Genomic DNA, 24,424 nt, shown 5'->3' with positions numbered 1-24,424 from the left:
TTCCGGTCGGGTTCAGGTGTGCCGCAGGGCGCGGGAGGTGCGGCGGACCAGGTGGTCGCCGAGGAACTGGATGGTCTGGGCGGCGGCGATCAGCAGGATCACGCACACGGCCATGATGGTGGCGTCGAAGCGCTGATAGCCGTAATTGACCGCCAGGTAGCCCAGGCCGCCGGCTCCGATGGCCCCGGCGATGGCGGAGTATTCGATCATGGCGATCAGGTTCAGGGTCAGGCCGGCGAGGAGGCCGGGCAGGGCTTCGCTGAGCTGGATCCTGCCGATGATCTGCAGGGTGCTGCCGCCGGAGACGTGGCCGATGTCGATGCGTTCGGCCGGGACTTCGCGGATGGCGTTTTCGACCAGCCGGGCGAAGAACGGGATTCCGGCCAGGGACATCGGCACGATTGCGGCCTGGATGCCCAGGGTGGTGCCGACCAGCAGTTTGGTCAGCGGGATGACCGCCGCCATCAGCACCAAAAACGGCAGGGAGCGGCCGAGATTGGCGATCCAGGAGAGCACGGCGTGCACGCGCGGGCGGGGAAACAGGCCGGCCGGGCCGGTGTTGTGCAGGATGATGCCGAGCGGGATGCCGGCCAGCACGACGATGAGCATCACGAGGCCCACCATCAGCGCGGTCTGCCCGATCGCCGGCAGCACCAGTGCGGGCACCTCGGACCAGGGAGTGTTCACGGGGCACCGACTTCCACTCCGGGTGCGTCCGAATGAACGGTTGCCGGCAGGGCCGGGTGGCCGTGCAGGCCCACTGCGGCCAGGGACTCATGGACGGAGGCCTCCGGCAGGCCGGCCCGGACGGAGATGGTGGCGCGGCCGGCGGGCGGACCGCCGATGGATTCGATGCTGGCGGCCAGCATCTCCACCGGGCTGCCCAGGGCGGCGCCCAGGCGCTGGGGCCAGTCCAGGGCCACGGCCCCGGGGCCGTACTGCACCTGCCACACCTCGGTCCCGGGGGTCGGGCGTACCGGCGCGCCGTGGCGGAGCAGGTCTGCGGCCAGGGCCGAGGACGGGTCGGCGGCGATCGTGCCCACCGGCCCGGACTCCACGATCCGGCCGGCTTCCAGCCGGGCTACCGTGTCCGCCGCGGCGCGCACGACGTCCATTTCATGGGTGATGAGCACGACGCTGACGTTTTGCGTGTCGCGGATGCTGCGGATCAGGTCCAGGATCGAGACGGTGGTGGACGGGTCCAGTCCGGAGGTCGCCTCGTCGGCCAGCAGGACGGAGGGCTTCAGCGCCAGCGCCCGGGCAATGCCGACGCGCTGGCGCTGGCCGCCGGACAGCTGGGCCGGATAGGCGCCGGCTTTGTCGCCCAGGCCGACCAGGTCCAGCAGTTCGCCCACGCGCCGGGCGGCCGAGGCCCGGGTCGCGCCCAGGAAGTCCAGCGGCAGCGCGATGTTCTCGGCAACGGTGGCGCGGGCGAGCAGGTTTGATCCCTGGAAGATGGTCCCGATGGACTGACGGGCGGAGCGCAGCTGCCGGCGCCCCAGGCGGGTCAGGTCCTGCCCGTCCACGGACACGGTGCCGGCGGTGGGCCGGGTCAGCAGGCTGATGCAGCGGGACAGCGTCGATTTGCCGGCCCCGCTGGGGCCGGTGATGGCGGCGATTTCCCCGGCCTCGACCCTGAGGCTGACCTTATCCAGGGCCTGGAACTTCTTCGGGCCCGGTCCGTAGGCCTTGCTGACCCGGTCCAGTTCGATCATGGCCGGCTGACCGGGGCGAGCTGGTCCTTGACCGCCGGATCGTCGGTGGTGGCCAGATAGTCCTGCAGCTTCGGGTCCTTGAAGGCCTCGATGAGCTTTTCGATGTTGGGATCGTCCAGGTAGCCGGTGCCGATGGCCAGCTGGGAGGCGAAGACCTGGGGTGCCTCCGGGGCGTAGATCCTGTACTTGGCGGGCGTTCCGGCGGCGACGAATTCAAAGTTGTAGCTGATGATAGCGTCCAGGTCACCCAGGCTGCGGGCCGCGGTGCCGAAGGCGATCGGCTGCAGCTTCAGGCCGCGCGGGTTCTCCTTGATGTCCTTCAGCGTGGCCTTGGAGGCCTCCACGGCCGAATCCAGGGTGATGGCGCCGGCGCCCTGCAGCAGCATCAGGGCCTGGGCGGTGTTGGCCGGATCGTCCAGGATCCCGATCCTCGCCCCGTCGGGAAGGTCCTTCAGGGAACCGTACCGGGAGGAGTAGAGGGAGTAGGACCACTGGAACACGGGTTCGGCCGGGGTGATCTTCCAGCCCTTCGCGGCGTTGGTCTGCTCGATCCAGGGCTTGTGCGCGTAGATGGTGGCGGCCAGTTCGCCGTCGTTGGCGGCCTGGGAAATCTGGTTCGGATCCCCGATCCCGGTCGGGATGACGTGGATGCCGTAGTCCGGGGCGATGTCCTCGGCAACATATTCGAGCACCGCCTCCTGCGCGGCGTCGGTGGACAGGTAGCCGACCTTCAGGTCCGTGCCGAACGCCGCGGTGCTGCCGCTGCCGGCCGCGTTCACGCCGATCACGGCCCCGACAGCAGCGGCGACGACGAGGGCCGCCCCGCCGATCAGCGCCGGCTTTCTGGACTTCTTCTTCAGTTCAAGACCGTGGCCCGCGGACGGTTTGTCGGCATGTTTGGTTTCGCTGGGGGAAGACATCTTGCTGTGTACCTCTGTCTGGTCACGGCACAACACCGCGTGCGGCGCCGTACTTGCCGGCAGCGGATCCTCTTCCCGCCGCGGGCCGAATCTTCATCTGGGGCACCCCGCTACAGCGAGAGGGTTGCCGTCCAACCAGCCAGGACTTCACGTTGGAGCTCTTGATTCAGTAAAAAAATGATGGTGGAAATGTGACGCGAAGAAAACCCCGGCCATGGTTCCAGCCATACGGGGAAATGGAACGAAATACGCGGACATAAAACTCAACAACGGGTCACACAGCCATCGCGGTCCCGGACGGGGCAGGCATATGGCAGGGCGATCACCACGATCCCTGCCGGACCGGCCGCGTCACCGGCCTGCCCGGTGCACATGCACCCGCCGCCGCTGGTCCGGCCCAAGGCACGGGAAGCGAAGACGTGCGCCTTCTGACTCCTGATGTGTGGCCGGCGACGTCGTTTCACCGTGCCGTGAACCCGTCTTCCTGCCGACACTCTCCGTAACTGCCTATGCAGCGGTCCAAGGAACACTGATAACAGCGCATATGTCCCAGTAGGGAACCGGGCTGCCCCGGCGTCCTGGTCCCGCCGTTGGTCCTGCAACACGGGATGGCCATCGGGTGGGAGGCGGCCGGATGAGCCGGCCGGGACCGGGCATGGGCAGTCTTCGGGCACCGGCCGTTGGCCGGCTTGCGTGACGTTTGCTCCTGCAGCGGCGTGTTGGACGGTCCGGTCCCGTGCCAGGGGTGACGATATGACGGTGGGGGACATGCGGAAACGGGGGAATGCGCCGGCGGGCACAGGTAGGTCTGCCTTCGGCGTGGGCTCCGGACCGCGTTTCGGCGGCCCGGAGCAGCAGCGCCAAACGGTCTCTCCGGTTCTGCAGGATCGTCCCGGCGGTCCGCGTCCCCGGCCGCTGCCGGCCCGTCTCCCTGCCGGGCGCAGCCCGTGGGCGGCCCTGGCCGCAGCCGCCCTGTTTTGGGTCTGGGTCGGCCTCGGGGGCCTGGCTGCCCCTGCGCACCCGTCCCTGCCCGCTGCCGCGGTATCCCTGTACCTGGCCGGCGCGCTGCTGGCGTCCGGCGTCATTCTCACCTGCGCCGCGCTGGCTTCCATCCTGGCCCGCCGCAGCCTGCCGCTTCGGGCCGGGCGCCGGGAAGGAACGGCAGAGGTTTCCTCCCCGGCGGCCGGCACCGTGTGACCGAAGGACATGCATCGGCCACTCTTATGCTGGAAGGGAGGGCGCCTGCGTGACCGGCCGGGCACCGGTGGCAGGAGGAGCTCCGTTCATGGCATTTGTGTTCCCGCAGCGGGCCCATGTCTTCGTGGACGGGTCCAAGGCCCGCGGGTACTACATCGCCGCTGCAGTCATCTCCCCGCAGGACGTCGCCTCGGCCCGGTCCGTGATTACCGGCCTGCGCCACAAGAATTCGGCCTCGGTCCACTTCAAGAACGGAAAGGACGCGCAGCGCCGGGCCTTCCCCAGGGGCGCGGCCGCCACCGGGGCCCAGACGCTCCTGTACGTGGTGAAGGACCGGCCCGACAAGATCGCCCGGCCGGCCTGCCTCGAGGCCCTGGTCACGGACCTGTGCCGGAACGCGGCCGGACGCCTGATCCTGGAACAGGACGATTCGCTGACCGCGGCCGACCGGCGGATCATTGCCGCCCGGCTGCGCGCCCACCGATGCCGGGACCTGGACTACCTGCATCAGAAGCGCCGGGAGGAACCGCTGCTCCGGGCCGGTGACTCGGTGGCCCGGAGCTGCCGGAAGGGCGGGGACTGGATCCGTCAGGCGGCTCCCCTGGTCGCGGGGTCCGTGTCCTGTAAAAGCGCGGGCCTGGCTCGTCGTACCATCCGGAAGCCGGTTACAACCAGGCGCCCGTGACGGCCCGACGCAACCAACGCCGAGAACGGCGCCTATGACAGCTTCCTGGTTGGGGGACGTTGACGAAAAGCTGGCGCGTGGATGGGACGCCCGCGAAAAAGCCCGTGAAGGCATCCGGCCGCCGGCACTGGTTGTCCAACGGGTGGAGTAATTTTCGGAAAAATTACGACACGGTTGTTTTGCGTAATCCCATGCGGTGTGTACCCTTCCGTTGTTAGGCAAGCCTCAGCTTAGTTCTCCGAAGTCTGAGTACCAGCTGGCGACAAGCTCCTGCCTCATGGGACAGCATGAGGCAGGGCAAACTCACTGCCACCGTGCAGACCGGCCTGCCTGCACCAGACACCGCCGGTGTGCTGCCGTGACCGCGCACCGGTGCCGTCTGGATCGCTCCCGACCGCACCCGAGACATTCCAAGGATCCCAATGCCTGGCTTGACCCTGCCCAAAAACGGGCCTATTGCCGCTTCCCGTGCGGCCTTCATGGCAGCGGCAGCCGTACTGCCGCTGGCCCTGGCCTCCTGCACCGGCCCTGCACCGGCTGACCCCGCCTCCTCCGGCGCCATCAGGGTGACCAGCACCGGTTCCGGGTGCAAGGTCTCCACAACTGAAGCATCCAGCGGCAACCTCACCTTCGCGGTCACCAACAACGGCGCGGAGGTGACCGAGTTCTACCTGCTGGCCGGGGACGGCCTGCGCATCATCGGAGAGGCGGAGAACATCGGACCCGGGCTGACCCGGAACCTGGTGGTGACGGCCCCGGCCGGTACGTACATCACCGCCTGCAAGCCCGGCATGCAGGGCGAGGGCATCCGCGCCGGCTTCACCGTCAAGGAGTCCGGCGGGCAGGCCGGCGTCGATGCCGGTTCCCAGGAACTGGTGGACACCGGCGTCGCCCAGTACACCGCCTACGTCAAGGACCAGGCGGAGCAGCTGGTGGCCGGCACCCAGGCCTTTGCCGAGGCCTACGCGGCAGGCGATGCCGCCAAGGCCCGCAGCCTCTACGCGGCCACCCGCATGCACTGGGAGCGTATCGAGCCCGTGGCCGAGTCCTTCGGTGACCTGGACCCCAGGCTGGATGCCCGCGAAGCCGACCTCGAGCCCGGCCAGGAATGGACCGGCTGGCACCGGGCCGAGAAGGACTTGTTCCCTCCGGCCGGCTACACGCCGCAGACGGCGGGTGAGCGTTCCGTGATTGCCCGGCAGCTTGTGGCGGACACCGAGCACCTCGGACAGCGCACACGCTCGGTGGAACTGAGCGCCGACGACCTCGGCAACGGTGCCAAGGAGCTCCTGGACGAGGTGGCCAGGGGCAAGGTCACGGGCGAGGAGGAAGCCTGGTCGCACACCGACCTGTGGGACTTCCAGGCCAACGTCGACGGCGCGCGGATCGCCTTCGAGAGCCTCCGGCCGGCCCTGCTCCAAAAGGACGCAGCACTGGCCGCGTCCCTGGACGGGAAGTTCGCGGCCCTGCAGGCGGAGCTGAAGAAGTACCGCAAGGGTGAGGGCTTCGCCTCCTACGACGAGCTCAGTCAGTCCGAGGTCCAGCGGCTTGCCGGCCTGGTTGATTCCCTGGGCGAGCCGCTGTCCCAGCTCACCGCGGCGGTCGTGCTGTGACCGGCTGCCCGTTCGGGGGCAGCCAGCCACCGTCCCCCGACAGTGCGGCGCCTCAACAGGTGTCTGTGCCGGACGGCGCGGACCGCCGGCTGTCGCGCCGGAAGCTGCTCTCCCTGGCCGGCGGTGCCGGGGCGGCCGTCGGCATCGCTGCAGGCTTCCTGAGCCAGAATGCGCTCTCCGCTGCCGCGGCGCCGGCAGGGGAACCCCTCGGCGCCACCGTCCCGTTCCACGGCGACCGCCAGGCAGGGATCACAACGCCGGCGCAGGACCGCCTGCACATGGCGGCGTTCGATGTCACCACGGAGGACCGCAGCGCACTCATCACGCTCCTTCGGGATTGGACGGCAGCAGCCAAAGCGATGACGGCCGGGCGCACGGTCGGCGACACCGGCGCCGTCGGCGGCCCTTACGACGCCCCGCCGGATGACAGCGGTGAGGCTTTGGGCCTGGCCCCCGGCAGGCTCACGCTGACGTTCGGCTTCGGGCCGGGACTGTTCGACAAGGACGGCAAGGCGCGCTTCGGGCTGGAGGGCCGCCGTCCCGATGCCCTGGTCGACCTGCCCCACTTCCCCGGCGATGCCCTGGAAGCAGCCCGCACGGGCGGGGACCTGGTAGTCCAGGCCTGCGCCGACGATCCGCAGGTGGCCGTGCACGCGGTCCGCAACCTGGCACGCATCGGCTTCGGCAAGGTACGGGTGCGCTGGTCGCAGCTGGGCTTTGGCCGGACATCGTCCACGTCGCGGACGCAAACAACCCCGCGCAATCTCTTCGGCTTCAAGGACGGAACCAACAACCTCAAGGCCGAGGACACGGACCTTCTCAACGAGCACGTTTGGGTCACCGCCGGTTCCCGTCCCGGGGAAGCGTGGATGACCGGCGGCAGCTACCTGATAGCCCGGCGCATCCGGATGCATATCGAGATCTGGGACCGCACGTCCCTGCGCGAACAGGAAGGCCTGATCGGCCGGACCAAGGGCGAAGGAGCACCGCTTTCCGGAGGCACGGAATTCACCGCACCCGACTTCACCATCAAGGGCCGCGACGGCCAACCCCTCATCCCCCTGGATTCCCACCTGCGGCTGGCCCACCCGGACCACAACGACGGCGTGCGGATGCTGCGCCGCGGCTACAACTACACCGACGGATCCGACGGGCTGGGGCACCTCGACGCCGGCCTGTTCTTCATCGCCTTCGTCAAGGATCCGCGGACACACTACGTGCCCATGCAGATGGCCATGGCAAAGCAGGACGTCCTGGCCCTTGAGTACCTCAAGCACACCGGCTCGGGCCTGTTCGCCGTGCCGCCGGGCGCCAGGCCCGGCGGCTTCATCGGTGAAGGACTCTTCACATGAGCACCGCCGGCCTCAAGCCCCGCGCCGGTACGGACACCCGGGAACCCAGACCGGTCCCTGCCGAACGGAACCCCGGCAGCCAGTCCCCCGCGGCGCCCGGGCAGCCGGGGCGCAGGAGGGGCATGTTCCTGGCCACCGGCTGCACGCTGGCATGGCTGATGTCCGTGTCCGTCGGGGCCCTCGTGGACTGTGGTCCGGTCCTGCACCGCGTGGGCCTGGCCTGCCATATCATTGCGCTGGTCCTGTCCTTCGGTGCCATCCTGATCGTCGACTGGGTGGGCCTCCTCTGGCTGCTGGGCAAACGGGACATCCACGACACCCGCCGCCTGGAGGCTGCCGCCCAGCCGCTGATCTGGGGCGGGCTGGCCGTGCTGCTGGCATCAGGTGCCATGATCAAGCCGGACATCACCAACCCCCTCACGCAGGCCAAGCTCCTGTGCGTCCTGATCCTCATGCTGAACGGCATCGCCCTGGCACCGGCCATGCGCCGGCTCCGTGCCCTCCCCGCGGGGACACATTTCAGGTCAGTGGCCGTGCGGCTGCGGATCCGGATACTGACCGCCCTGTCCATCTCACAGTGCTGCTGGTGGACAGCGATCATCGTGGGCCTGGTCAACAGCACCCTGCGCCGCTGGGCGGGAGGATAACCGGACAGGCGCCACTGCCGCCCGGTTGATCCCGGGCTCAGCAGCCCCTGAATCCATCACCAACCCTGATGTATCGACCACAATATTCAGCGCCGACACCAGAGCATTACAGACATCATCAAGGACGTCGAGCCGTTGCGAACCAGCTGACCTGCCCCAACACAAGTGCCGATATCGGCGCATATGACAACTGGAAGCCGGTGAATCGCGCTGCGATTCCGGAGTTTGATACTGCCGTCCGTCTGGCAGTACCGGGTCTGGCGCCGCCCCGATACCGTGCCTGGCGGCTGGGATGGCCGCCACGCTCCCGCATCCGGTCCTTTCTATATGTCTATATGGTCCCGGTGCATCACGGACGAGACTGAAGGCATGACGATCCGAAGTCCGTTGTCCTGTTTACCTTGGCCGCCCTCGCCGCGATCGGGGTGTCTGACTGATCCGGCAGGCCGTGCGCGAGGGGCGCTCCTGGTGGTGGATAGGCATGTGCGCCATTGTCCTGTGGTTCTAGGGATTCGTCGCAACGCTGCAGCCAACGCTCACTTCGGACGCATCCTTGCCACCTGCGCAGGCCTCCTTCCAGCATGCTAGGATCCGAGGCGTCACCCGTCCCTTTGGAAGCCCGGGAGAGCCTATGGCACAGACAGGTCCGGCGCTCCGCCGGGAAGAGATTACCGTTGGCGGGACCGGGCTGTCCGTCCTGACCTGCGGGGATCCCGGTGCCGCTCCCTTGCTGCTGCTGCACGGCACCTTCTGGAGCCGAGTCTGGCAGCCGGTCCTGCCGCAGTTGGCCTCCCGCCTGCACTGCATGGCGCTGGATTTTCCCGGCTTCGGCCGCAGCGGCGGGGAACTGGACGAGGCCGAAGCCACCATCCCGGCCCTGGCGCGGACCGCCCTGCAGGCCGCCGACGCGCTGGGGCTGGATGCCTTCGCCCTGGCCGGGCACGACATCGGCGGAGGGGTGGCTCAGCATGTGGCCGCCTACAGCGGCCGGGTCAGCCGCCTGGTGCTGATGAACTCGGTCATGTTCGATTCCTGGCCGGTCCCGGCCGTCGAGCGGTTCCGCGATCCGGCCGTGCGCGCTGCCACCACCGGCGAGCAGCTGCTCGAGGCGCGTGCCCGGTCCACCCGCGGCGCCGTTGCCCGGGAACTGTCCGAGGCGGAACTGGACGACTACCTCTCCCCCTGGCACAGCCCCGCCCGGGTCCGGTCCTGGACGGCCATGGCCGCGGCCGCCGACAGCAGCTACACCCTCGACCTGGTCCCTGCCCTGCAGGCGGCCGCCGTGCCGACCCGGCTCGTCTGGGGACGCGGCGACGAATTCCAGAAAATCGGCTACGCCCGCCGCTACGTCGAGGAAATCCCCGGCTCGGACCTGGTCGAGGTCGCCGGCAAGCACATTCCCACCGAGGACTCACCCGCCGACGTCGCCGACGCAATCCTTCAGCACCTCGCGCACTGACCTGCCATGCAGCGGGGCAGGGCACCCGTTTACGGCCCGCAGACCTCAGGAGAGCCGGCTCGGCGTGCGGGACGGATACTCAGATTCCGCCGTCCTGCCCGCCGGTGCCATCGATGCCGCTCAGGAGCCGCGGGTCGAGCGGGGCACCGCGTTTGATGATGCTGATTGCGCCGGTTCCTTCCAGCACGACGAGGGCGACTTCGGTGAGGTTGCGGATCCCTCCGCTGCGCAGGGTTTCCCACAGTTCCGCTTCCGAGACCCGGGCACGTTTGAGGTTGCCGGCCAGGATGCGCTCCCCGTCCACCAGCAGGATCGGCCGGTCGCGGACCAAAAGCGCGCCGATCCGTGTCCGTGCCAGCTTGTCGGCGGCCCACCGCAGTACCGCCAGGGCGGCCAGGGCGATGGCACCGGCGGCCAGGGTCGGTGTGTAGCCGGTAATGACCCGGCCGCCGGCGGAGCCGAGAACGAGCAGAACGGCGACGTCGAAGGTGGACATCCGCGCCACGGACCGCTGCCCGAGCAGCCTCAGAAGCAGCAGGAACACGAGCGCAATCCCGACCGCCGACACGACCACGGCCACCGCCTCGAAGGGCGAGACCCCCAGCGCCTTCCACATGCCTACTCCTCCCTTGACCCGGCCGCGGCAGGGCTCTGTCCTTCCCGGCCCTGCCACGGCCACCTGCCCGTGATCTCCAGTTCCAGCGACCAGCTCAGGAAGGTGCGGATAAGCACGATCAGGGCCAGCACCCCCACGCTCCCCAGGGACGGACTCACGGCGACGGTGCGGATAATGTCGGCTGCGACCAGCAGTTCCAGCCCCAGCAGGATCGAGCGGCCCAGGAACCGGCGGAACCCCCCGTACACCCCGGCCTGCCGCCGCATCAGCCGGGGCACGGCCAGCAGGGCGGCCAGCACGGCACCGACAACCACCGCGGCCACGCCGGCGGCATCGATGACCCGGCCGACCGACTCAATCACTTCCTGGAATTCCATGGCGACCACGGTACCTGCACGGCAGCCAAAAACCCTCCAGGCACGGACGCCCGAAACAGCCCGCCGGAGCGGATACCGGCCAGACCGTGACAGGAGACAAGATCAGGGCGGCAGACTTGCTTCCGGTGGATGCAGTCCCGGCCTAAAAGGGCAACAGCCGGCACCGGCACTGTTACCGGACGGGCCCGCCGTGTGCCGAACCGGCACCTGCTGCCAGCAAAAGATCTGGCAGCAGGCACAGACCGGAGTCCGGGCCCCGGTTCCAGGCGGAGGCCGCGTTCCCGAAAAAGCCCCCGCATACTTCGCACGGAAGCCACGGTGGTGGCGAAGTATGAATTCATCGACTCCCTGCGAACCGGCCCGGCGCACACGGTCCCGGTGGTAAAGATGTGCCGGGGCGGACATCACAGCCAGGCTCTGGCAGGCGGTTGAACGGGACTGTCCGGACGCGGTGGCAGCGTCGGTCCGCGGCGAACATGTGCAGATCCGGACAGGCCGGGTGCCGGTACGCGGCGGACGGGCGTAAGCTGCCCGGCGTCGGCTGCGCCACCTGCGAGGAAGGACCTTCCCATGAGTACCACACCGTCGGTCATCGTTTTCGATGTCAATGGAACCCTCTCGGACATGTCCGCCATGGCCCGGCACTTCACGGAAACCGGAGCACCGGCCCATTTGGCTCAACTGTGGTTCGCCGGCGTGCTCCGGGACGGCTTCGCCCTGGCAGCCAGCGGAGACAACGCCGGCTTTGCCGACATCGGCGCGGAATCCCTCCGCGGGCTGCTCCGGCCGCTGCCGCTGAACCGGGACCCGGACCAGGCCGTCGAACACATCATGGGCGCCTTCTCCGAACTGGCGGTCCACACGGACGTTCCCGGCGGGATCCGGCAGCTGAAATCGGCAGGCTTCCGCCTGGTCACGCTCAGCAACGGATCGCCGGAGGTGGCCGGCAGGCTCTTCCGCACCGCCGGGATCCGCGAGGACTTCGAGGCCCTGCTCTCCGTCCAGGACGCCGCGGCCTGGAAGCCGGCCAAGGCGGCCTACGACTACGCCGCGCGCGCCTGCGGCACCGGCCCGGCCGAAATGCTGTTGGTTGCCGTCCACCCGTGGGATATCCACGGCGCCTCCCGGGCCGGACTGCGGACGGCCTGGCTGAACCGGCCCCGGACCGAATACCCCGCCTATTTCCAGGCACCCGACTACACCATTGGCAGCTTGGAGGAACTGCCCGCCGTCCTTGGCCGCGGAGCCTGAACGGCGGGCCTTGGCCCGCCTCGTTACCCGCCGTAGGAGGCACGCCGCCGGATGAAGGAGGCTGCGGCCGAAGAACCGGCAGACAGCGGAAACCAGGCTCCGCGTCGACTTCAGCTGCCTCGCAGATGATCCCTCCTCCAGCGGATCGACTCCGGGAAGCCCGGTCGTCTGTCTCAGCCGCGTGCGGCAGCTGGGATGAGTGGGTTCCGCTGCGGGTCGGCCGTAACACCTACTCGCCGGTCCGGTCCTAGCCACAACCGAAGGGTTCAAAACTGCCTCGAAACGGGCAGCTGATTCAGGAATCCCTGCATCCCGGCCTAATGCTCCTAACCGCGGGCGGCTTCCTCATAAACGCCGATAACAGCGCATATGACAACTGCCAAGGTCGGCAGTTAATGCCATCGTTCCAGTGCGATCCAGCGGATTGGGCATGATCCGAGCTTTGTCCTGCACCGGTCCCCTGCCGATGGTGACATCCGCGAAGTCGCCCAGTGGTCCCACTTTTGGTTGCGCGGTTTGGTGGTGGTGATCCTTCGGAACCGATGGCTGTTCAATGCCCGGAGTGCAGCGGAGAAATAAAAATACAGCAAGCACGCTTACAATCATTTGGAGATAATGCCTGTCACAAGTTGAGGAGCCGACGAGGATGCCCCCACGAAATACCGATGAGCAGCCCTTGTCCGGCTTCGGGGCACTGGTGCCCGCGGGCCAGGCGGGGCTGGGAGAGTATCTGCACTGCCGCGAACCGATGCGCCGGCACGACCCGGCGGAACGCTCCATTTATGATCCGGTCGAGACCGACGAGACCGATCCCCTGCCGGCAGTCCGGCTGGAGACCTGGATCCTGCGGTGCCGGTGCGGCTTCCAACTCGAAGTCCCGCACTGACACGTCCGCTCCTGCCGCACGTGCCGCGGCGCAACAAGAGGGTATCCCGAACGGGACCCGGTCATGATCCCTGACTTCCCGCAAGCCCCGCCTGCAGCTGTCCGCCGTTGCTTCACCGTGGAAACGCCGATAACAGCGGAGATGATCTCAACCGGCTCCGGGCCCAGGCCGTCGCCGGTTCTGCGCATCCACCAGGCCCGGCAGGTGCCGCCGCCGAACTTGACCCCGACAAACCACAGCCGGGCCACGTACTCTCCCTCAGCACCGGCCACGGCGGTTTAGGCCTGGTGGGCGAGCATCAGGCGCGCCTGGGCCTCCGGCCTCCCGAATACAAGAAATCCACTCTGGCACCCCGGACCGGGCAGGACCCTGCCGGCTGAAGCCGGCACTCCGGGCAGGGAAACGGGGCTGCCGCAGGCGGGCCGCCGTGAACCGAAGGAATCTCCCCGCCGCACCGCGGCCAGGCGACCCCGGCGAAAGGCAGGTGCCGGCATCCCGGGTGAGGCAAGCCGCCCGCCGTCCATGCCGGCCCGATCTCCGGGGAGCCCGCCGCGTCCCCGTCCGCTGCGGCCTGCGCCCGGGCCGGTTCCCGTCCTGCTGGCTGTCGGAACCATGTATTAGATATCTGCTTAGCCGAAGTCGACGGGGGGCTGGACATTCCACTCCGCCAGGTCCTACCGTCTCCACAGGCGGTGGCAGACCACAAGCGGAAGGACCCCGGTGCTGAGGCAGGTCGCGGAGGATGTGCTGGTTCACCAGAGCAGGTTCTGCCGGAGCAACGCCGTTGTCGTGCAGGGCCGAGCCGGCGTGTTGCTCATCGACCCCGGGGTGCAGGACAACGAAATGGCTTGTCTCGCGGACGACCTCGATGAGCTGGGCCAGCCCGTGGTGGCAGGGTTTTCCACGCATCCGCATTGGGACCACCTGCTCTGGCACCCCCGGCTCGGCGCGGCGCCCCGGTACGGCACGGCCCGCTGCGCGGCCACCGTCCGGGCTCGGCTGGCGGATCCGGGTGCGAAGGCCCGCCTCGCCGAGCTGATCCCGCCGGACATCGCCGGGCAGATACCGCTGGACCTGCTCGGCCTCCTGACCGGCCTGCCCGCCGAAACCGCGCGGATTCCCTGGGACGGCCCGCGGGTCCGGATTATCGAGCATCAGGCGCATGCCCCGGGCCATGCGGCGCTGTTGATCGAGGAGCGCGGCGTTCTCGTCGCCGGCGACATGCTCTCCAATGTCCTGATTCCGCTGCTCGACCTGAACGACACCGCGGACCCGATCGAGGACTACCTCGCCGCGCTGCGGCTGCTCGAGGGCGCGGCGGGCGAGGCCGAGGTCCTCGTCCCGGGCCACGGGTCCATCGGCGGAGCTGACCAGATACGCGCACGGATCGAACAGGACCGCGCGTACGTGCACGTCCTGCGTGACGCCGGTGTTCCCCGCGACCCGCGGGTCGGCCCATCGGCCACGTTCGGCAAGGATTGGCTGCCCGGCGTGCATGAACGGCAACTACAGCTCCTCGCCCGAAGAAGATAGCGCGACGGGACGCCCGGTAAGGGATCGGCGGATTCCGGCGCTCACTGCAACAGGAATTCTCCGATCACTTCGGTCGGCTTTTGGAACCCTGGCCGTTCGCGCGGCCGGTCGTTGAGTTCGGCGGCTACCCGGCCGAGGTCTTCGGCGGTGGAGACGGACAGGTCGGTGCCTTGGGGAAGTATTGGCGCAGCAGCCCGTAATGTTGATCATTCCCGGGATTTGGTTCCGTGCTGCACAGAGGGTTCAGGAGCCTAGGGCTGCGCTGATCCGGTTCGCAGTATGCCTGACGGATTCGATGATCCTGCGGGATTTTTCGTCATTTAGGCGGAAGGTCGGGCAGGGCACCGACAAGGTCCCGATGATTCTGCCTTCGCTGCGTATGACCGCCGCTGCGCTCCAGACACCTTCGTCGATTTCTTCGGTGCTGACTGCCCAGCCCCGTTCGGCGTCCTGCCGGACTTCTGCCAGGAAATCCTCGACACCGGAGACCGGCGGCAGGTCACCGCGGGCCAGTGCTTCCTCCACATATTTTCTGCGGTCCCCCTCCGGCAGCGCCGCGAGCAGCAGATGCGCGCTGGCGCCTCGAAGCGGGGGCAGGTGTTGCCCGATCTCAAACGACAGCCGCAGACGTTGCTCCGCTTCGACGCGGTGCGCACAAACGGGCAGTCCGGCCACGGGCTGGATCAGCAGGACAGTTTCGTTCGTCTCCTCGGACAGGGCCTGCATGAATGGCTGAAGCACATCGATCAGGGATGTGGCCCGGCGTGCCGCCTGGCCCAGCGCCGCAACACGCATGGTGAGGCGGTACTGCCCGTGCCGGGCTTCCTCGATCAGGCCCATCTCCCGCAGCATCGCCACGTATCGGTGGGCCGAGGGAAGCGGCATTGCCACGCTTTCGGAGAGTTCCCGAACGGTGGCCACCGGTTTCCGCTCAAACGCGAACAGCAGGTCAAGCGCACGTCTGGCGCTGTCGGCGCCGGCCTTTGTCGCAGCCATAAATCCCCCTTGTTGACTCGGTCACAGTGCCGGGTCTATCGTTGACGCACCGAAGTGATAATAGGTTATCACAGAGCGATAATAAGTCAATGCCGTACTTCTCCGGTTCGCCTTCCTCCCTGTCGCGGGCGAACCTCCACAGTTCTGGAGCTTCAATGTCGAGCACTGAAACAGCTGCGTCCAAGGCAGCGGTCAAGTTGTCGGGCTACCGATGGCTGGTCCTCTTCGCCGCCTGGGCATCCTTCACCCTGACCTCGGTGGACCGCTCCACCTGGGGACCGGCCTCGGTTTTCGTCGGGGAAAGCCTCGCGGTCCCCCTCGCCAGCCTGGGCGCCTTCGCCACCGCCTACTACATTGGCTATGTCGTCTCCAACGCCTTCAGCGGCTTCGCCTCGGATGCGTTCGGGGGCCGGGCTGTCCTGACCATCTCCCTGCTTGGCGCCGGCGTGGCGATGTTCCTCTTCGGCTCGGTCACCTCCCCCGTGGTGGGCATCACCGTCCAGGCAATCGTGGGGTTCTTCGCGGGGGCCGATTACTCGGCAGGCATCCGATTGATCACCAGCTGGTTCCGCCCGCGTGAACTGGGCCTGGCGATGGGCATCTTCACCACCGCCACCTCGATCGGCACGGCCATCGCCAACCTCGTGGTCCCGGCCCTGATCACCCGGTCCGGCTGGGGGACCTCATACCACCTCTTCGGTGCCATCTCCGTGGTTATGGCCGTCGTCCTTTTCTTCACGGTCCGTCCGGGCCCCCTGCTGGAGGAACGGGCCAGGAACCGCAAGGACCGCCGAAAGCCGGAGTTCGGCACCCTGGCCCGCAACCGCAATCTGCTGCTGACCTGCTTCGCCGGCTTGTGCGCCTTCTGGGGCCTGTACGGTTTCGTCACCTGGTCCAACGCGCTGATGATCAAGGGCCACGGCATCTCCCCGGAAACCGCCGGCGTCGTGGTGGCGATCTTCGCGATCAGCGCGATCCTTGCAAAGCCGGTCATCGGATTCGTATCCGACCGCTTCTTCAGGGGCGCCCGCAAGGTCCCCTCCATCGTCCTCTTCGGCCTGTTCGGCGCCATTCTCATCCTGTTCGGGACCCTGGAGACGTCCACCGCGTTCATCATCGCCGCCCCGTTCCTGGGCATCGCCGCCTACGGCTGGTCCCCGCTGCTCGTCTCGCTGGTGCCGCGGCTTGTGCACGGCTCCGTCACCGGCGCAGCCTCCGGCCTCGCCAACGCAACCTGGCAGCTCGGCAGCGTGTTCGCGCCGATGGCCGTGGGCGCAGTCTTCGCTGCTGCCGGATCCTTCAACGCGGCCTTCCTTACCCTGGCCGCCGGCCCCATCGTGGGCATGGCCGTGATGTTCTTCGTGCGGGAACAGGTCCCCGGCTCGACCACTTCGACCCCAACCGAGAAAGAAAAAGCGTGATGTCCAAGATCCTGTTTGTCCATCCAGAAGGCGAGACCCAGGAGGTCGAAGCCGCCGAAGGCTCCAGCGCGATGCGCGCGGCACTGACCGGCGGCGTGCAGGGAATCGCGGCCGACTGCGGCGGCGAGGCCTCCTGCGCCACCTGCCACGTGTACGTCGGCGAAGAATGGGCCGACAAGGTCGGCGGACCCGGCCTCGACGAAGACGACATGCTGGAGTTCACCGCCTGCGAACGGAAACCCACCAGCCGCCTGTCCTGCCAGATCCGGATCGACCGGAACCTCGACGGCCTGGTCCTGAACCTGCCGGAGTCCCAGTGAGCGCCGGCACCGTGATCATCGGCGCGGGACAGGCCGGCGCCCAGCTGGCCATGTCGCTGCGGGAGGCCGGCTACCTCGGCGGCATCGCGCTCATCGGCGACGAACCGCACGCCCCGTACCACCGCCCCCCGCTCTCGAAGGACTTCATGGCCGGCGGACTCACGGAGGCCGAACTGCCGATCCGCACCCGGGAGTTCTACCAGGGGCAGGACATCTGGCTCCTCACCGGAACGCCGGCGGCGGCCATCGACCGGGACGCCAAACACGTCGTCCTCGCCACCGGCGCGGAACTGCCGTACGAGCACCTCGTCCTGGCCACCGGCGCACGCAACCGGATGCTCCCCTTCGATGGACAGGAGCCGTCGAACGTCCACTACCTCAGGACGCGCGACGACGCCGACAGTCTGCGCGGCGCGCTGGCGGATGCCCGGAACGTCCTGGTCATCGGGGCAGGCTTCATCGGCCTGGAGTTCGCCTCGGTTGCCGCCGGGCACGGTGCCCGGGTCACCGTCGTCGAGATGGCCGACCGAGTCATGGGACGGGCCGTCTCCGAGGAGATCTCCGCCCACTTCGCCGCCCGGCACACCGCCGCCGGCACCGACGTGCACTGCGGAACCTCCGTCGAGGAGTTCCTCCGCGGCGCGGACGGGCAGGTCACCGGGGTGCGCATTGGCGGACAGGTCCGCGACGTCGACCTCGTCCTCGTCGGCATCGGGGTCATCCCGAACACCGAGCTTGCGCAGGACGCCGGCCTGGCCGTGGACAACGGCATCATCGTCGACTCCGGCCTGGCCACCTCGGATCCCGCGATCTCCGCAATCGGGGACTGCGCCCGCCACCCGCGCCCCGAGGTCACGGGGCTGGTCCGGGTCGAGTCGGTGCAGAACGCTGCCGACCAGGCCCGCTTCCTCGCCCGCCGCCTGACCGGCACGGCCGCATCGTACGCCGACGTGCCCTGGTTCTGGAGCCACCAGGCCGGCGACAAGCTGCAGATCGCCGGGCTGTCCCAGCCGGGCGACGGATCGGTCGCCATGGGCGATCCTGCCGCCGGCCGGTTCTCGGTGTGCCGAATCCGCGACGGGTACCTCGTGGCCGTCGAATCCGTGAACAGCCCGGGCGACCATCTGGCCAGCCGGAAGCTTCTGGCCTCCGGAACCGGCGTGGACGAGGCACAGCTGCGCTCCCCCGGCTTCTCGCTGCGAAAAGCCGCTGTCAGCACCCCGGCCCTGACGGCGGCCGGCTCCGCCCCGTCCCGTCCCAGCCACCTCTAGAAAGGACCAACACGATGACCGAAATGACCCGCGAAATGATGAACGGGTACGTTGATATGGAAAACGGCTACATCAGCCGCGAGCTGTTCGTCGACCCCGGCCTGTACAAGGAGGAACTGGAGAAGGTCTTCACCCGGGCCTGGCTGTTCGTCGGACACGAGAGCCAGATCCCCGAGCCCGGGGACTTCTTCACCTCCCGCATGGGCGAGGAGTCCGTGATCCTCTGCCGCGACAAGCGCGGCGAAATCCATGTCTTCCTCAACTCCTGCCGCCACCGCGGCATGAAGGTCTGCCGCTACGAATCCGGCAACACCTCCCTCTTCACCTGCCCCTACCACTCCTGGACCTACACCACCGACGGCAAGCTGCAGGGCGTGCCCCAGTACCGCTCCCTCTACGAGGGCAACCTCGACCGCGAGGCCAACGGACTGGTGTCCGTGGGCAAGCTCGCCAACTACAAGGGCACCATCTGGGCCACCTGGGACAAGGACGCTCCCGACTTCCTGACCTACCTTGGCGACGCGAAGCTGCACCTGGACCAGGCGCTGGATTGCCGCGACGGCCGCGAGGGCGGCTCCGAGGTCATCGGCATCCACAAATGGATCTTCCCCGCCAACTGGAAGTTTGCCGCCGAGAACTTCCTCGGCGACACCTACCACAACCCCAGCCACCGCTCCGTGGACCTGATCGGCATCGGCCCCAGCGCCGAGTCCGGCAAGAAGGGCCGCCGGGATGATGAACTCGAGAAGGCCCAGCACATCTGGGTCAGCTTCCCGCAGGGACACGGCGTGCACTCGGCGGTCCAGCCCTCGGCCAACGAATACATCGAATCCTTCCTCGACAATCCGGTCCTCGAGGAGTACTTCCGGCACTGCTACGAGGAGCGCAAGGCCCGGCTCGGCGAGCAGGCCCGGCTGCTGCCCTTCGTCGGCTCGATCTTCCCCAACACCTCCTACCACGGCCGCCAGCCGCGCGGGCTGTGCGCCTGGCACCCGCACTCCCCCACCAGCACCGAGGCCTGGCGTTTCTTCCTCGTGGACAAAGACGCCCCCACCGAGGTCAAGGACTACCTGCGCCATTACTACATGCGCTACTCCGGCCCGGCGGGCATGACCGAACAGGACGACATGGAGAACTGGCTCTACGCCACCGCCGCCAGCACCGGCACGGTCGCCCGCCGCTACCCGTTCAACTACCAGCAGTCCCTGGGCAAGGCCACCGGCGAATACGACTACCCCGGTGACGTGACCCTGCAGCCCACCGAGCAGATGGCCCGCGGCTACTACCGGACGTGGCAGAACTATATGAACGGCGCCTCCTGGGACACCCTGCTCGGCGGGGACGTGCGGTGACGGACTCCAAAGTCGTCGTCGTCACCGGCGGAACCTTCGGCATCGGCCGGCAGATCAGCACCGGGCTGGCCGAACGCGGCCACCGCGTCGTCGCCTTCGGCATCGACGCTCCCCAAAACTCCAGCACTGCCGAAGGGTCGGTCAGCAGCTTCCGGAAGGAGATAGCGAAGCTCGGCCTCGACGTAGACGTCCTCGAAGCCGACGTCACCGACTCCTCGGCCGTGGCCCGGGTGGTCGAGCACGCCCGGTCCCGCCACGGCAGAATCGACGCTCTGGTCAACAACGCCGCCATCGGCCCCCTCGGCACCGTGCTCGACACCGACGAGGAACTGTTCGACAAGATCCTGGCCGTGAACCTGAAGGGCCCCTACCTGTGTTCCCGGGCCGTCCTGCCCCACCTCGTGGAGGCCGGCGGCGGGTCGATCGTGAACATCGGCTCCGGCGCCGGATGGGGCAAACCCAACATGGCCGCCTACTCGGCCAGCAAGGGCGGAGTGTTTGCCCTGTCAGCGGCCACGGCCTACGACTTCTTCCACGACAAGGTCCGCGTCAACACCGTGGTCCCCGGCGGCGGGGCCATCATCTCCGGCATGACGCTCGGCCGGGTCGGCGGGGAGGTCTCCAAGGTCGACCGGGGCGCCCCCGGCTCGGCGGCCGGCCGCCCAGTCCAAGGCACAGATATCGCCCACACGGTCGCGTTCCTGATCAGCGACGAGGCCGAAGCCATCTCCGGGACCGTGATCGACGTCGGATGCTTCGCGCACCAGGGCGGACCAGTCAAAAGGAAGGAAACCAAATGACCGCACAATCAATCTCCGATGGAGCCAGCCTTCAGCAGGACCTCATCCGCGACGACGAGTACTACCGGCTGAAGGCCGACATCGAGGACTTCCTCTACACCGAGGCCGACCTCCTCGACGGCCGCCGGTTCAAGGACTGGCTCGACCTTCTCAGCGAGGACGTCACCTACTTCATGCCCATTCGCCGCAATGTGAAATTCGGTCAGCACGCCGAGAAGGAAAACACGCGTCTGGGCGAAGGCATCAGCTGGTTCGACGAAGGCAAGTGGACGCTGAACAAGCGCGTCGAACAGATACTCACCGGAGTCCACTACGCCGAGGAACCGCTCTCGCGGGTCTGCCACATGGTCTCCAATGTCCAGATCCACGCCATCCGTGAAAACGGCACGCAGCGCGAAGTGGACGTCCGCTCCCGCTTCCTCGTCTACCAGAACCGGGTCGAGTACGAGACATACTTCTTCGTCGGGAAACGAAACGACACGCTCCGTCTCACCGAGGACGGGTGGAAGATCGCCCGCCGGGAGATCATTCTCGACCAGAACGTGCTGCTGGCCAAGAACCTGACCACCTTCTTCTAAAAAGGAAAACCGATGATTAACGTCTTTGATCTGACCGCAGGCACCCGCGTCGAACTGGTCGACGGCCGTCAGGTTACCGTGCGGGAAAACATGGAAGACGGCCAGTGGGTCCAGGTGTCCGAAGACGAAGGTGCTGAAACCGAACTGGCCCACTCGCAGGACATCCTGCGCGTCGTCGAGAACTAGCCAGGAGGAGTCACTGTGCTGCGCTTTGACCACATGCCAAGCGATTTCCACCCGCTCTTCCTTTTCCTCGGCGACAGCAGCGACCTGATGCAACTGGCAGGACTGCTGCGGGACTTCGCCGAGAATCCGAGGGAGACCGACGTGCGGGGAGCAATTCGCGATACCGGGGGACGCTCACAACTGACCCTCCTGCCCGGAGAAGGGCCGGATGCACCCTACGGATTGAGACCGGCCTTGGAAGATAACCACTTCACCTGGATGCTCAACGCCTGGCAGGCAGAACAGATAGCCCTCCGCATCGACGCCCTCACCCCTGCCGGCCTCAAATCCGGCAACGACATCCTCGAACTCGGGCTCGAAGGCGAAATCCCCGTCAAGGTATCCCGCGGGGAATTCACCGACAACTTCCTCACACCCAAACACCATCTGGATCCGGACTACCGGCCCTCCGCTGAAGAAAATTGATTGAATCTCCCCTGTGGCTGAACCAGCCCGGGAGGAAACCGAGATAGGAATCAGCCGACTGCGGTCATCGCTGGGCAGCGCTCAGCGATGACCGCTCGCGTCCAGGGCTCCTGCCGCCAGACCGCAGCGGGCATCGATCGAAACCGGAGGCCACGAAGAACGCGTCCGTCAAGAAGGGCGGGAAGGTCGACCACGCCATCATGCACAACGGCGAGGTCCAGATCCTGATCGAGTGCAAGAAGTCCAAGGACCCGGTTGCCGCCCACCAACAGGAAGATCAAAAACGCCATCAACTGCGCCAGGCCAGGTGGTAGGGCGTAGATCGCCTGCCAAGCCGGACGAAGCGCACCGCCTGACGCTTGCCATCCGATCCGCCGCCCTGGCCGAGCCCGGCGAGCAACTGCCGGGGATCATTCCGGGAGTCTTCAGTGGTCGACGTGTTGGGGGGCGTTTTCCTCGAAGCGCTCCAGGTCGTAGTTGAGCCCCTCGTACACCTCCGGCCGGTTCCTGCGCAGGTGCGCGGCCCACAGGAGTCCGCCTGCCAGCGCCGCGAGCAGCAGGAGCGGGAGGGCGGCGATGACGGGCGCGTCGGAGCCGGCGAGGACGGGGAAATTGAGGATGGCCAGCAGGACGATGACTGCGAGTCCGAGCAGCCCGATGCCGGGGGCGACGAGGGTGGAGAAGAGCCTTGGGTCGCGGGTGCGGCGGAAGTGGACGACGATGGCGAGGGCCGCGAGCAGCTGGAGGGTGATGATGCCCAGGGTGCCGAAGCCGGTCATGCTCGGCACCAGGGAGGTGATGGGGTCGAGTCCGGCCAGGGCGAAGAGCCCGGCCACGGCGGTGGCAAAGGCGAACTGCACGATCGAGGCGCGCTCGGGCACTCCGTTGGCGCGGGTGCGGCTGAGGCTGCGCGGCAGTATGCGTGCCCGGCTGAGGGAGTAGAGGTAGCGGGTTGCGGAGTTGTGCAGGGCCATGAGCGCGGCGAAGAGGCTGACCAGCAGGAGCATCATCATCGCGGTGGTGAGCGGGCTACCGAGGTAGCTGCTGGAGAGGGAGAAGACCAGGTCGCCCGCTTCCAGGTGTCCCAGGGCGGTGTCCTGGGCCTGCGCGGCGCCGGTCGCGCTGACGATGGCCCAGGTGGTGAAGGCCGCGAAGAGGCCGATGAAGCCGATGGCGACGAAGGTCGCGCGGGGGATGGTGCGTTTGGGGTCCCGGGCTTCTTCGCTGAAGAGGCCCGTGGCCTCAACGCCGACGAAGGCGTTGCCGGCGAAGAGGAATCCGACGCCCACCGCGCCGGAGAAGGCGATTCCGGGGTTGAACGCGGCGGGGTCGAACCCGTGGGTGAAGAGCACCGCGAAGTCGAAGACCAGGAGGATGAGCACTTCGCAGACCAGCGAGATCCCGAGGACCTTGGCGCTGAAGCCGATGCCCTGGCGGCTGAGGGCGAAGGCGGCGACGACGGCGATGATGGCCCAGAGGTACCAGTGCAGGTCGAGTCCGGTCAGCTGCGCGATCACGGTCTGTGCGAAGAAGCCGATCGTGCCGACGGCGCCGGCCACGAAGAAGTTGTAGCCGATCATGGCCACGAGCCCGGTGACCAGTGCCGCGGGCCGGCCCAGGCCGCGCAGGACGAAGGCATAGAAGCCGCCGGCGTTGACGAGCTCGGCCGACATGCGCGCGTAGCCGGTGCCGAACAGCAGCAGCACGGCCGTCACGGCGATGAACGATGCGACCATGCCCCCGCCGTTGCCGAGGGCGATGCCGATGGCGGTGACGACGACGATGCCGGTCAGGGGTGCGACGGCGGCCAGGACGAGGAAGGCCACGCCGAAGACCCCGAGGGAGTTCTTCGACAGGGCGTCCTGCTGGGAGGTGGCGGTGGGAAGGCTCATGGGTTGGTCTTTCGTCTCTTTATGCCGGGAAGGAGGAGCGGCCGGTGTAGCCGAAGTCGGAGAGCAGGTTCACGCCGTTGACGGCACGTGACCGGCGGGAGGCCAGGTAGCCGACGGACCAGGCGATGTCGTCGGATTCCTGAACCGGGTAGGCGGCGTCGGCGAAGGACTCGACCCCCAGGCCGCGCCGGGCCATGGGCGTGTCCACGATGGACGGGCACACGCTGTTGACCCGGATGCCGTGGGCGTCGAAGAGTTCGACGGCGAGGGCACGGGTGAGCTGGACCAGGGCCCCCTTGGAGGCGTTGTAGGCCAGCATTCCGGGCACGGCGACGAAGCCGGAATCGGATCCGATGATCACGATGCTGGCGTCCCGGGCCCGCTTCAGGTGTGGCAGCGCGGCCTGGACCGCCAGGAACGTGCCGGTGACATTGATGTCGAGGACGTCGCGGAAGGAGGCTGCGGTAATGTCCTCGCAGGCCGCCCCCATCTCGCCCTCCGCGCCGGCGGCCGCCACAAGGGCGTCGATGCCGCCCATGCTGCCGGCGAGTTCGCCGATGGCCGGGCCGATCTTCTCCTCGTCACGGACATCGGCGCAGGCCGTCCGGACGTTGCCAGCGGTTGTCCGGCGCAGCTCCTCGGCAGCAGCCTCGAGCCGCGCAGCATCGCGGCCGATGATCCCGACGCGGGCGCCGGACTCGAGGAAAAACCTCGCCACGGCGAAGCCGATTCCGGAGGATCCCCCCGTCACCACTATCCGCCGGGGCAATCCGCGGTGAAGGAGTTCGTTCGTCATGTGTGCTCCGATGCTGACTGCTGGATGCCGGTCCTCGTATGCCGGTGGCAGCCAATGTACTCGTGGCTCCCACAGCACGAAATAGTGTTCTGCTTC

At 67.8% G+C, this 24,424-nt stretch carries 27 protein-coding genes and 1 riboswitch; of the genes, 17 read left to right on the top strand and 10 right to left on the bottom strand.

Translation table 11 applies throughout. The features are described 5' to 3' along the window. Positions 1-12: 12 nt before the first annotated feature. From ACFQ36_RS03345 to ACFQ36_RS03335, 3 genes are read right to left on the bottom strand one after another with little or no spacing between them, the layout of a single operon-like run. Positions 13-687 (bottom strand): methionine ABC transporter permease, encoded by a 675-nt coding sequence (locus ACFQ36_RS03345; protein ID WP_377010607.1) that lies wholly within the window; start codon positions 685-687, stop codon positions 13-15. After that, positions 684-1,715 carry a methionine ABC transporter ATP-binding protein gene (locus ACFQ36_RS03340; RefSeq protein WP_377010605.1) on the bottom strand — a complete coding sequence of 344 codons (1,032 nt, stop codon included), beginning with the start codon at positions 1,713-1,715 and terminating at the stop codon, positions 684-686. Before ACFQ36_RS03340 ends, ACFQ36_RS03345 begins: the two co-directional genes overlap by 4 nt. Then, positions 1,712-2,635 carry a MetQ/NlpA family ABC transporter substrate-binding protein gene (locus tag ACFQ36_RS03335; RefSeq protein WP_377010604.1) on the bottom strand — a complete coding sequence of 308 codons (924 nt, stop codon included), beginning with the start codon at positions 2,633-2,635 and terminating at the stop codon, positions 1,712-1,714. Before ACFQ36_RS03335 ends, ACFQ36_RS03340 begins: the two co-directional genes overlap by 4 nt. Positions 2,636-2,679: 44 nt before the next feature. After that, positions 2,680-2,802: riboswitch (SAM riboswitch) on the bottom strand. A gap of 652 nt (positions 2,803-3,454) precedes the next feature. On the opposite strand from ACFQ36_RS03335, the gene ACFQ36_RS03330 reads away from it, so the two are divergent. From ACFQ36_RS03330 to ACFQ36_RS03305, 6 genes are all read left to right on the top strand, one after another. Further along, positions 3,455-3,832, top strand: coding sequence for a hypothetical protein (locus ACFQ36_RS03330; RefSeq protein ID WP_377010602.1), 378 nt, complete (start codon positions 3,455-3,457; stop codon positions 3,830-3,832). An 88-nt stretch (positions 3,833-3,920) separates the two neighbouring features. Next, a complete protein-coding gene (locus tag ACFQ36_RS03325; protein ID WP_377010600.1) occupies positions 3,921-4,517 on the top strand; it encodes a hypothetical protein in 597 nt (198 codons plus the stop codon). Between the two features lie 422 nt (positions 4,518-4,939). Continuing rightward, positions 4,940-6,130 carry an iron uptake system protein EfeO gene (gene efeO, locus ACFQ36_RS03320; RefSeq protein WP_377010598.1) on the top strand — a complete coding sequence of 397 codons (1,191 nt, stop codon included), beginning with the start codon at positions 4,940-4,942 and terminating at the stop codon, positions 6,128-6,130. A 65-nt stretch (positions 6,131-6,195) separates the two neighbouring features. Next, positions 6,196-7,482, top strand: coding sequence for an iron uptake transporter deferrochelatase/peroxidase subunit (efeB, locus tag ACFQ36_RS03315; RefSeq protein ID WP_377010596.1), 1,287 nt, complete (start codon positions 6,196-6,198; stop codon positions 7,480-7,482). Then, entirely contained in the window at positions 7,479-8,129 is a 651-nt protein-coding gene (locus ACFQ36_RS03310) for a hypothetical protein (RefSeq protein ID WP_377010594.1), read from the top strand. The genes efeB and ACFQ36_RS03310 overlap by 4 nt, the downstream gene beginning before the upstream one ends. 631 nt (positions 8,130-8,760) lie before the next feature. Continuing rightward, positions 8,761-9,588 carry an alpha/beta fold hydrolase gene (locus ACFQ36_RS03305; RefSeq protein ID WP_377010592.1) on the top strand — a complete coding sequence of 276 codons (828 nt, stop codon included), beginning with the start codon at positions 8,761-8,763 and terminating at the stop codon, positions 9,586-9,588. A 79-nt stretch (positions 9,589-9,667) separates the two neighbouring features. Here ACFQ36_RS03305 and ACFQ36_RS03300 read toward each other — a convergent pair whose 3' ends face one another. Together ACFQ36_RS03300 and ACFQ36_RS03295 are read right to left on the bottom strand one after the other, a co-directional pair. Beyond that, positions 9,668-10,204 carry a YetF domain-containing protein gene (locus tag ACFQ36_RS03300; protein WP_377010590.1) on the bottom strand — a complete coding sequence of 179 codons (537 nt, stop codon included), beginning with the start codon at positions 10,202-10,204 and terminating at the stop codon, positions 9,668-9,670. Between the two features lie 2 nt (positions 10,205-10,206). After that, positions 10,207-10,581 (bottom strand): DUF1622 domain-containing protein, encoded by a 375-nt coding sequence (locus ACFQ36_RS03295; RefSeq protein WP_377010588.1) that lies wholly within the window; start codon positions 10,579-10,581, stop codon positions 10,207-10,209. A gap of 570 nt (positions 10,582-11,151) precedes the next feature. On the opposite strand from ACFQ36_RS03295, the gene ACFQ36_RS03290 reads away from it, so the two are divergent. Further along, a complete protein-coding gene (locus ACFQ36_RS03290; protein WP_377010587.1) occupies positions 11,152-11,832 on the top strand; it encodes a haloacid dehalogenase type II in 681 nt (226 codons plus the stop codon). Positions 11,833-12,177: 345 nt separating this feature from the next. On the opposite strand, the gene ACFQ36_RS03285 is transcribed toward ACFQ36_RS03290, so the two are convergent. Next, positions 12,178-12,426, bottom strand: a complete 249-nt coding sequence (locus ACFQ36_RS03285; RefSeq protein ID WP_377010585.1) for a hypothetical protein — start codon at positions 12,424-12,426, stop codon at positions 12,178-12,180. Positions 12,427-12,478: 52 nt separating this feature from the next. Between ACFQ36_RS03285 and ACFQ36_RS03280 the strand changes: the two genes are divergently transcribed. Further along, complete coding sequence (locus ACFQ36_RS03280) at positions 12,479-12,718, top strand: hypothetical protein (RefSeq protein ID WP_377010583.1); 240 nt, start codon at positions 12,479-12,481, stop codon at positions 12,716-12,718. A 720-nt stretch (positions 12,719-13,438) separates the two neighbouring features. After that, a complete protein-coding gene (locus ACFQ36_RS03275; protein ID WP_377010581.1) occupies positions 13,439-14,251 on the top strand; it encodes an MBL fold metallo-hydrolase in 813 nt (270 codons plus the stop codon). A gap of 243 nt (positions 14,252-14,494) precedes the next feature. On the opposite strand, the gene ACFQ36_RS03270 is transcribed toward ACFQ36_RS03275, so the two are convergent. After that, positions 14,495-15,247 carry an IclR family transcriptional regulator gene (locus ACFQ36_RS03270; RefSeq protein ID WP_377010579.1) on the bottom strand — a complete coding sequence of 251 codons (753 nt, stop codon included), beginning with the start codon at positions 15,245-15,247 and terminating at the stop codon, positions 14,495-14,497. Positions 15,248-15,402: 155 nt separating this feature from the next. Here ACFQ36_RS03270 and ACFQ36_RS03265 point away from each other — a divergent pair, with 155 nt between their 5' ends. From ACFQ36_RS03265 to ACFQ36_RS03230, 8 genes are read left to right on the top strand one after another with little or no spacing between them, the layout of a single operon-like run. Further along, entirely contained in the window at positions 15,403-16,668 is a 1,266-nt protein-coding gene (locus ACFQ36_RS03265) for a nitrate/nitrite transporter (RefSeq protein ID WP_377010577.1), read from the top strand. Next, a complete protein-coding gene (locus tag ACFQ36_RS03260; RefSeq protein WP_377010575.1) occupies positions 16,668-16,988 on the top strand; it encodes a 2Fe-2S iron-sulfur cluster-binding protein in 321 nt (106 codons plus the stop codon). The genes ACFQ36_RS03265 and ACFQ36_RS03260 overlap by 1 nt, the downstream gene beginning before the upstream one ends. Next, positions 16,985-18,259 carry an NAD(P)/FAD-dependent oxidoreductase gene (locus tag ACFQ36_RS03255; RefSeq protein WP_377010573.1) on the top strand — a complete coding sequence of 425 codons (1,275 nt, stop codon included), beginning with the start codon at positions 16,985-16,987 and terminating at the stop codon, positions 18,257-18,259. The genes ACFQ36_RS03260 and ACFQ36_RS03255 overlap by 4 nt, the downstream gene beginning before the upstream one ends. A 14-nt stretch (positions 18,260-18,273) precedes the next feature. Beyond that, the gene (locus ACFQ36_RS03250) at positions 18,274-19,611 is read left to right on the top strand and encodes an aromatic ring-hydroxylating dioxygenase subunit alpha (RefSeq protein WP_377010572.1); all 1,338 of its coding nucleotides are present in this window, start codon (positions 18,274-18,276) and stop codon (positions 19,609-19,611) included. Beyond that, the gene (locus ACFQ36_RS03245) at positions 19,608-20,411 is read left to right on the top strand and encodes an SDR family NAD(P)-dependent oxidoreductase (RefSeq protein WP_377010570.1); all 804 of its coding nucleotides are present in this window, start codon (positions 19,608-19,610) and stop codon (positions 20,409-20,411) included. Before ACFQ36_RS03250 ends, ACFQ36_RS03245 begins: the two co-directional genes overlap by 4 nt. After that, positions 20,408-20,989, top strand: coding sequence for a 3-phenylpropionate/cinnamic acid dioxygenase subunit beta (locus tag ACFQ36_RS03240; protein ID WP_377010569.1), 582 nt, complete (start codon positions 20,408-20,410; stop codon positions 20,987-20,989). The genes ACFQ36_RS03245 and ACFQ36_RS03240 overlap by 4 nt, the downstream gene beginning before the upstream one ends. Before the next feature lie 12 nt (positions 20,990-21,001). Then, entirely contained in the window at positions 21,002-21,175 is a 174-nt protein-coding gene (locus ACFQ36_RS03235; RefSeq protein ID WP_377010567.1) for a hypothetical protein, read from the top strand. 15 nt (positions 21,176-21,190) lie between these two features. Next, positions 21,191-21,640, top strand: coding sequence for a hypothetical protein (locus tag ACFQ36_RS03230; RefSeq protein WP_377010565.1), 450 nt, complete (start codon positions 21,191-21,193; stop codon positions 21,638-21,640). Between the two features lie 50 nt (positions 21,641-21,690). On the opposite strand, the gene ACFQ36_RS03225 is transcribed toward ACFQ36_RS03230, so the two are convergent. From ACFQ36_RS03225 to ACFQ36_RS03215, 3 genes are all read right to left on the bottom strand, one after another. Next, on the bottom strand, positions 21,691-21,930 hold the full coding sequence (locus tag ACFQ36_RS03225) for a hypothetical protein (RefSeq protein WP_377010564.1): 240 nt from the start codon (positions 21,928-21,930) through the stop codon (positions 21,691-21,693). 135 nt (positions 21,931-22,065) lie between these two features. Further along, complete coding sequence (locus ACFQ36_RS03220) at positions 22,066-23,532, bottom strand: APC family permease (RefSeq protein ID WP_377010562.1); 1,467 nt, start codon at positions 23,530-23,532, stop codon at positions 22,066-22,068. 19 nt (positions 23,533-23,551) lie between these two features. After that, entirely contained in the window at positions 23,552-24,328 is a 777-nt protein-coding gene (locus ACFQ36_RS03215) for an SDR family NAD(P)-dependent oxidoreductase (RefSeq protein ID WP_377010560.1), read from the bottom strand. Positions 24,329-24,424 lie beyond the last annotated feature (96 nt).

This window comes from Arthrobacter sp. GCM10027362 (assembly GCF_042679445.1).
GTDB lineage: Bacteria > Actinomycetota > Actinomycetes > Actinomycetales > Micrococcaceae > Crystallibacter.
The sequence above is the reverse complement of the archived record's forward strand: the minus strand, read 5'-3'. Positions and strand labels throughout refer to the sequence as shown.